9 protein-coding genes are annotated in these 8,375 nt (G+C 38.9%); all 9 read right to left on the bottom strand.

What is annotated here, in order from left to right; genetic code table 11:
• Positions 1–127 precede the first annotated feature (127 nt).
• Complete coding sequence (locus tag B4H39_RS01825) at positions 128–997, bottom strand: glycosyltransferase family 2 protein (RefSeq protein ID WP_202231456.1); 870 nt, start codon at positions 995–997, stop codon at positions 128–130.
• A complete protein-coding gene (locus tag B4H39_RS01820; protein WP_251423811.1) occupies positions 990–2,744 on the bottom strand; it encodes an SP_1767 family glycosyltransferase in 1,755 nt (584 codons plus the stop codon). Before B4H39_RS01820 ends, B4H39_RS01825 begins: the two co-directional genes overlap by 8 nt.
• Positions 2,737–3,723: a sugar transferase gene (locus B4H39_RS01815; RefSeq protein WP_251423815.1), complete on the bottom strand. Its 987-nt coding sequence runs from the start codon at positions 3,721–3,723 to the stop codon at positions 2,737–2,739. Before B4H39_RS01815 ends, B4H39_RS01820 begins: the two co-directional genes overlap by 8 nt.
• Positions 3,723–4,598 (bottom strand): glycosyltransferase family 2 protein, encoded by an 876-nt coding sequence (locus B4H39_RS01810; RefSeq protein ID WP_251423818.1) that lies wholly within the window; start codon positions 4,596–4,598, stop codon positions 3,723–3,725. Before B4H39_RS01810 ends, B4H39_RS01815 begins: the two co-directional genes overlap by 1 nt.
• Positions 4,599–4,848: 250 nt before the next feature.
• Positions 4,849–5,148: a hypothetical protein gene (locus B4H39_RS01805; protein WP_251423821.1), complete on the bottom strand. Its 300-nt coding sequence runs from the start codon at positions 5,146–5,148 to the stop codon at positions 4,849–4,851.
• 24 nt (positions 5,149–5,172) lie between these two features.
• Positions 5,173–5,484 carry a hypothetical protein gene (locus tag B4H39_RS01800; protein WP_202231461.1) on the bottom strand — a complete coding sequence of 104 codons (312 nt, stop codon included), beginning with the start codon at positions 5,482–5,484 and terminating at the stop codon, positions 5,173–5,175.
• The gene (locus B4H39_RS01795; RefSeq protein WP_251423824.1) at positions 5,481–7,127 is read right to left on the bottom strand and encodes a lipase family protein; all 1,647 of its coding nucleotides are present in this window, start codon (positions 7,125–7,127) and stop codon (positions 5,481–5,483) included. Before B4H39_RS01795 ends, B4H39_RS01800 begins: the two co-directional genes overlap by 4 nt.
• On the bottom strand, positions 7,120–7,560 hold the full coding sequence (locus B4H39_RS01790; protein WP_251423827.1) for a hypothetical protein: 441 nt from the start codon (positions 7,558–7,560) through the stop codon (positions 7,120–7,122). The genes B4H39_RS01795 and B4H39_RS01790 overlap by 8 nt, the downstream gene beginning before the upstream one ends.
• 51 nt (positions 7,561–7,611) lie before the next feature.
• On the bottom strand, positions 7,612–7,902 hold the full coding sequence (locus B4H39_RS01785) for a WXG100 family type VII secretion target (RefSeq protein WP_202231463.1): 291 nt from the start codon (positions 7,900–7,902) through the stop codon (positions 7,612–7,614).
• Positions 7,903–8,375 lie beyond the last annotated feature (473 nt).

Here is an 8,375-nt window from a genome sequence, read left to right as displayed (position 1 = left end):
TTTTATTTTTTTTTTTTTTTTTTCAAAAATTTTACATTTATTTTTCTTGTTTTAACATTTCTCATCCCTATCCAGTTGTCTACACATAAAAAAGACTGAACCAAACCGTTCAGCCTTTAGAAATTTATTATTTTTCGAGTAATCGTATTTTTTGGAGACAACGCTGATATTCTCGCATCATACCTTTTTCAAGATAATAGTCAGCATGGAGTTGGAGTCTCCAGCGATATGCTCGCAATTCTGCCGAAGTATCGTAGCCGAGAAGTGTCAACATAGTAACCCGTTCTTCGATACTCTTCGTAGGGAAGACAGATGGTATATCTACCGTCTTAGTCACACTGGTTGAGCGTTTACGATGATAATAAAGACTAATATTGCTAAAAACGATACGTTCCGCCAAGAGGTAAAGCTTCCATGTCGTATAGTCGTCTTCAACTTTCTCTTCCCACGGATAAATAATGTTTTCAAAAAGACTAGTCTTATAAAGCTTACACCATGGTACAGTAAAACATTGACTGAGACAATATTGTGTATCATATTCTTTAGCAAACCACTCCTCTGGCGTATAAATCTTTTGATAATAATCCTCGGCCTGCAGATGAAAATGAAAAGCTTGCCTCTCCTCAATAAACTCCGTAAAATTGGCAATAGCAATATCGCTCCCAGTTTCAGTTAAAGAATGATAAAGGTATTCGATATGATTAGGCTCCAGCCAGTCATCATTATCGACAAAAAGGACATAGTCTCCTGTGATAAGAGGGAGCGCTGAATTACGTGCTGAACCAACGCCACCACCGCCGAGTGGCTTATGCACCAAACGAATACGCGAATCTTGTCTACGATAGCGTTCACAGACCGCCGCTGAACCATCCGTTGAACCATCGTTAACAAGAATAATCTCCAGATTAGTGTAGGTTTGTTGGATGATACTATCTAAGCAAGGCACAAGATAGTCACCCGCATTATAGACAGGAACGACGACACTTATCTTAGGCATCTTCTCCCCCGTTCTTCTTAAAATGTCGAATCAAATCAAGCTTGGTGCTAATGTCTTGGTAGAGAGTAATTTGGCCAGAAGCCATAGCATCTCGTTGGCATTTTTCGAGTCTTTTTTGGTAGGAGACAAGATGTTGAGTCGCATCATAACCCATAGCGGTAAGTAGGACAATGCGCTCCTCAGCGTTACGAATCATTCCCTCAACGTCCGTCTGCATACTATTATGAGAAAGACTCGTTGCATGTTGCGAATAATAATATAACCCTTGATTGATAAAAGCAATCTTATTGGCCTTGAGATAAAGCTTGTAGACTGTTGCATCATCCTCACGTAAACGGCCTACTGGAAAAACAAGCCCCTCAAAAAGTTCAGCTTTAAAAAGTTTAAATGTTGTTAATGTGAATGCTAGAAAGAGGTTGTTTTTAGGTACATTTTCCTGGTCAAGCCACTCTTGCACCGTATAGACCTTCTCAAAGAACATCTCAGAGGTGATAGAAAAAAGAAAACTTTGTCGTTCTTCATTAAACGAGTTGAAATTACAAATAGCAATATCGGCATCGTTATTTTTAGCCGTCTGATAGAGCCGCTCTAGATAGTTAGGCTCGACAAAGTCATCCGAATCAACGAAAGTAATATAGTCACCACTCGCTAATTCAATACCACGATTTCGTGCTGCTGATGGTCCAGCATTTTCTTGATGAATGAGATGGATACGCTGATCTGACTCAGCATATTCTTCACACAGTAAGCCGCTCCCATCTGTAGAACCATCGTTGATGAGAATAATTTCAAAGTTTTGATACGTTTGGTTCAGGAGTGACTTCATACAACGTCTTAGGTAGGCAGAAGTATTATAAACAGGAACAATGATACTAATAACTGACTCTGAAGACATCAGATTTTCCTTTCTTTCAATTGATGATGTAATTTTAGCTAAAATTTGACTCTCATAAAGACTGTCCTTTTCAAATACAATCGCCTCATCATAGTTAAATTCTGCTGTATGCTTATGATTTAATTTAACCTTATGAGTAGCTTTCATCTGAAACCACTCGTACTCTGAGTCGATATGACCGAGATCAATGGCCTGATAACCTTGCAGCATCAAGTCATAAGCAAGAACTTTTGCTGTTGGTCCAAGCATCAAAAGAACGAGTGCTTCCTTAGGCACACGCTTAACCTCTTCCAAAATAAGGTCATACTGGGCAAAAGCATTTCGCGAAGGACAGATGATACGAGATATAGACTTAGCAGCCGCAAACAAGTCATTACCCACACCAGAACATGATGCTTCTCCCTCAACAATGACAATATCCCGATTCCTCCAGAGCTCCTTTAAAGCATCAAAGGAGCTCTGCGCAGGGCTCTTATCCACCAAGTCAATGTAAGGGCGTGAGATAAAGGTTGAACCGTACCACGATGATTGACACGCCTTCAGGTAGAAATCGCCATACTTGGAAAAATGGTCAGCCCAAAAGGCACGCGCATTCGTATTGTAGCGTTCAAGATTGTTGAAAACATCTGGTAAGCAAACCATGAGTTTCTCATCACTCTGGCGGCTTAAGATCTCGCGCAAACGCCCAGCAAGTATCTCATCATAGTCTTGGTATGGAATACTGTGCCCCATCATGATATCGACTTCACCATCTCCAAAACGTGCCACACTCGCACCATGCGTTTGGACAAAAGATAAACTCTCTAATATTGGCAGCACAGTGATTTCTGATAAAGTATTTTTCTTAGTCACATAACACCTCAAATACCGCATTAGTTAACAGGCGGCGCGCAAAATACCCGTGCCGCAAAAGAGGATTGAACGCTCTCACCCGTTCAACCATTTTCTGATAAGTTTCCTCCGTCATGTCTCGGACGATAGTCGTCACCTCGTCCAAACTATCCACAACAATTCCCAGTCCATTTCGCTCAATAAGGTCCTGATTAGCGATACCTCGCTGTACAAAAACAGGAATACCTGCTGCTAAGAAAGCCCCGAGTTTATAAGGACAGTAAAGTTTTTGATAGTCCTTATCATGGTCATCCATCCAGACCAACCCAAAGCCACCACGTGACAGCTCTAGAAGTAATTGTTCATCGGGCATATATGGATGATGATAAACATTACTTGGTAATGCCACATCCTCACGTGAGTAAAGATGAAGAGGAATATCATAGTGCCATTGTTTCACAAAGCTGAAACGCTCCACTGACCCTGGAAAATGCAACCGTTTTTCAAAGACAGCTGGTAAACTTGGCACAGTCGTTGGATGATCCCACATTTTTTGGATGATGGCTTTTTTGACTGTGAGTCCCTGTTCTCTCAGCTTATCTAACATTTCTTGACTGGGAACAATGATAAGATCGGCCTTGTTATAGTAAGCAATCGTCCGTTCCATAAGATAATAATTCCCCGCAAACATTAAAGGAACCACATCATGCACAAAGACGATGATTTTTACACGATAGAGACGTAACTTGTCCATGAAGCGCTCGTCAAAGGATGTCGTATTCCAGGTTGGGGTTTGAAAAATGACAACATCACCCTGCTGCAGACCTGCTACGATACCATCCAGCCGTTTGGACAGTTCGACAGGTGAATCAGCTGTGATATCATAGCGGTAAATACCAAGCTCACGGTAACCCAGTGCTACAGCAATATCAGTAACCATATTTTGTGCTAACTGAGCAGAGCTTGCTAATCCATTGATATTTGTTATATAAACTCGCATTAATCCTTATATTTCTCCATTAAACGTAGACGTAACTCTAATTCCTTATAAGCTGGAATGTCGCCATTTCGTAATTTACTGTCACGATTGAGTTGGGCCCGCCAGAGATAAGCCTTAACTTCTCGTGAAATATCCCAACCAAGAAGACCCAAAACAGCTATTCGCTCCGCCACAGGCTCTACATCAAAAACTTTTGCTTGATCAGTCGTCTGTGTCATAGAACCTGCGTTCACACGGTAGACAAGACTCGAGCGATTCATATAGGCGATACGGTCAGAAAGGAGATACAACTTCCATGTTGTACGATCATCCTCGCCAAAGCCATTTTTTGGATAAGTAACATATTCAAACAAGGATTTCTTGTAAAGTTTACCCCAAGGCACTGTAAAACATTGGCTGAGATTATGTGGTGCACCGTATTGGTAAGCAAACCATTCTTCCGGCGTATAAACTTTTTCGTAGTAATCCTCATCACCAATGTGTAATTCATAACGCGCTTCATCCTCATAGTAACGCGTAAAGTTAGCAATCGCTACATCGCTCTGAGTACGTGTTATCAACTCATACAAATCGCTGACATGGTTAGAATCAATCCAGTCATCCGCATCTAAAAATAAAATATAATCACCTGTCGCCACCTCTAGAGAGGTATTGCGCGCAGCACCCAGCCCCCTATTTTCTGAAAGGTGAACAACCCTAACCCTCTCATCCATGGCTTTGAGTTGCTCACAAATCAAAGCCGACCTGTCTGTCGAACCATCATTAATTAAGAGAATTTCAAGGTCAGTATATGACTGTTGAAAAACGCTCTCAACACACTGTTTCACATACGCTTCTGCATTATAAACAGGAACAATGACACTAATTTTAGACATTTTAATCTCCTTCATATCAACAGTTACCCCTATACTATCATGCGCCCGCCATTTTTTCAATGTTCAGACATCTATTATAAACACTCATTAATAAAAAAGTGCACTGCTTTTTAAAAAGAGAGAGCTCCAAAGCCTTATTTAAAGCCATTACATTCTTGCAAACTTTGATATATTTTCTGGCTAGAAAGCAACATGTAAAAAAAGCGGGCTAATTAGACCCGCTGTATTTTACGCGTCAATGAAAAACGCCTCAAAAATCCCTCTTTTGATTGAAGTCGCGTTGTTCTTGAAGGCGTAACTCTTCCAGTTCTTCTCTTTTTTGTCTTAGGCTAAAATTATAGTTTTCTAAAACTTCCTCAAAAGGTTGACTCAAACCAGAGGGAACTCCTTCATCAAGCTCTCCATAAAAACTGTAGACATGGTCAAGAAGCTGTTGTGTTGTTTGCCTCATTTTCATTTGATAATCGTCCAACAGCTCTTCCGCCTCCTTGAGTTGTTTCATGTTGGCAGCATGTTCCTCTTCAATTTTCCATCTTGTATTATTATCCATGCGTTCATCAGCCTTTCTGATACATTATTTAATCGGACTTTTTAAATCCGGCTCAAATTTTTTGGACGTGAGATGCCTCTCTGCTGCCTCTGCAACTTTTCCAGTAAGGCCCTCTTTAAAACTTGACACTACTGTTTTCCCTGCAAAGTCTTTCATTTTCGCTTTTCGTTTTTCTAGCTTTGCCTTTAAAGCAGTATTTTCTGCCTCTATTTTAGACTTCTTAGCTTCTATAATACATTTTATTGCCTGTCTTTCTTGCTCTTTCTGAGCTTCCTTAAATTGTTGGTCCAGTGCAAAAATATCGAGATAGGCATTTGTTTTATATTGATTTGTCATTTCGTTGCTCCCCAATTTACTCGCGTTTGATTCATCAGTGTATTAAAACCTGCTGCCCCCTGAGAGTCTACTTGTTCAATATTCTGTACAATTTTCATTAAGGTTGCAGAGAATTCTTCAATTTCGGTTTGAAAAGTTCTTGCTTCCTGATTCGTATGTGCTTCAATATCTTTATCCCAAACGCTTGGAAGTTCAAGTTCAGTCAACAAGGAAAAGACCTCACTCGTCTCCAAGTAGTGCACAACATCACTGATAGCTTGAATCCCTTCCTTAATTTCTTTTTGAATTTTTTCTAAAGCATCTGACAGATCTGTTTTAACTTCATTTGTAAACTCTTCCGCCCGAATCATGGCATCTTGGGCAACACATTGTAACAACTCTACCCTCAATTCAACTTTTTGACTTCCACTTGCAGTTCGAATTCTATTTTGATAGTCCGGAATGTGTTTCGCATTCCATACTTTTGCTTTTTTATTTGCTTCAGAAACGATATCTTGATAAGATTTCTCAAACTCATCGTAAATTGCCTTGGCTGCAGCTGCTGTCAACCCCAATGCGATCAAAGCTGACACCCCACCTGATAGGGCCGCAAAAATCACCAAAGCCGATACACCTGAAATTCCTGCTGCTTCAATCTTTGAAACAGATTTCTCAATTAGATTTGCAAGCTGGTGACCTGCCGTTAACATTTCAGGATGAAAATTCTTGCTTGCCACTAAAGGGTTGTCATAGGCATCCATTTGGAATTCGCCAAAATCATGACTGCTCATTTTATCAAAAGTCGTACTAAAGTGTACAGGTACAATCACATTGACATGGCCAAACCGCTCTTCATAAGGTGCTGTCCGATTTAACATGCTTACCATATCAAAAGGATTGACATAATACGTTACTTTTTCACCAACTGCTTTAATCTCCTTATCTGAAAGTCCCATCTTTTTTAAGCTTTTGGTGACATCTGGACCATCAAACAAGACCACTTTTCCGATTGTATTAAAATCTTTTGGATAATCATGATAAAGTTTTGCGACCGCCTGCGCCGAAACCATTGTACCAAGAGAATGCCCAGTAACATTGAGCTTAGCACTAGGCGCTTGCTTTTTAATCTCCCCTATTTTAGAAACAAGGGCTTTATTCGCAAGTTTTGCTTGGGAAATGTAAGCATTGGTGAGTGCAAAGTTCCCGTCATTTACTACCCAGTCATTCAAATTTTCTATAGACATACTGTCGCTTCCACGCACCGCCAAATAGGTTTCCTTAGTTTCTTTGTTAAGTTTTGGAGTATCTGTCACAAAGTAAGCATTAAAACCTGCTTTTTCATCTGTCAATAATCCTTTTTGATAAGTACTGGTCACATAAGATTCTGTATGAAATCCTCCATTAGGATTAGGAACTCGTAAATCTGTAGTTACTTTCTCAATATGTAAGGTTTTATCCGGCTGAAGATAAACTACCCCATTGTTAGGAAGATTGGTCCCACCACGGACTTGCACTTCTCCTTTTTTGTTCAAAGCATTTTCGGAATAATTAATATATTTTTCTTTCTTTGCATTAGCTTTAGTCGGAAAATTCTTAGGGCGGCCATTATAAGCAGATTCAGCTAAGTTAGCATAAATATTATTGAAATTTTCTAAATTACTCATAAGGTTTTGCTCCCTCATCTATCGTAAAATCTTGCATCTGATAAAAATCATTCATATTTGGGAAAGATTTTCTACTCTCTAACTCAAAACCAATTTGAAAGTTTGAGTCTTCTATTTCATTGAATTTCCCATAAATAGTCAATATCCATCCTGCACCTTGTGGGGTGCCGTTGCCTATTTCTTGAACCTCAACAGTATCCCACTGCCATTGAACAGATTTTATCTTAGAATTCCAACCTTCCACTGCTTCCGTCATTTCTTTTTCATGTTTCTTCAAATAAGCAATTTGGTCATTTTTTGATGGTGTTGTAAAGTCTTTTGTCAAAAAAATATCAAACGGCGTTTTAAGCTGTGTCATTGCAGTAATCCCTCCAATCAATAAAAGAATAGAAATCACCAGTATCCATTTACAATTTATTTTTTTCTTATCCATTCTCTATTCCTTTTAAAAAAGTAGTCTCCTCAGACTACAAATTTCTTTGATTTAGAAGCCAAAACTTTGCGCATCCTGTGCATCACGTTCTGCAACTGTGTCCGCATATTTGTTGAGTTGTTGATTGATACTTTCTAGCAATTCTTCAAACTTTTGAACATTTTGATAGAGTTGGTTATATTGCTCCAAGTAAGCTTGGAAAGCTTGACCTTTCCACTCTTCCGCGATTGTGTTGTTCATCGAATTTACACGTTGAATCGCTTGCTCGATTTCTTCCTTAGATTGGATATAAACTTGCGCTTGTTGTTTGAGTTCTTCAGGTGTAACACTAATTGTTGCCATTTTTATTCTCCTTTAAAATAATATAATATATATAATAAAAATTATTACCCTATTTCATCGAGATATTCTTCATCTCTTTACTTCACAAGAAAATATTGTATAGAAAAATGAGAAAATACTATTGTTTTTCCATAATATTATTTTATCACCCTTGTTCATCTTTTGTCAAAAAACAAGTTAAAATTTTTCACTTTTTCATTTTATTTATATGCTTCTTCTTTCTCTAGCTAGACTTTTCAACTAAAAATTGTAGTCCTGAGAGCTTCGAGTAGCTCATCTTCTGAAAGAGTAAATAGAACGCTTCAAAACACAACGATAAAAACGCTCAACGACAGCATTCTTTAGTGTCATCAAGCATTTTTATCTAAAAATCGGATAATGGAAGTGCTCTCTCATCTCTATTTTTCTCAAAAAGACTTTAAAAAGTCGAAGTCCATGCACCGTCTTGATCGCGGAGGAGCATAGCTGGGGAT

It is taken from the genome of Lactococcus sp. UBA7128 (assembly GCF_002492185.1).
GTDB lineage: Bacteria > Bacillota > Bacilli > Lactobacillales > Streptococcaceae > Lactococcus > Lactococcus muris.
The sequence above is the reverse complement of the archived record's forward strand: the minus strand, read 5'-3'. Positions and strand labels throughout refer to the sequence as shown.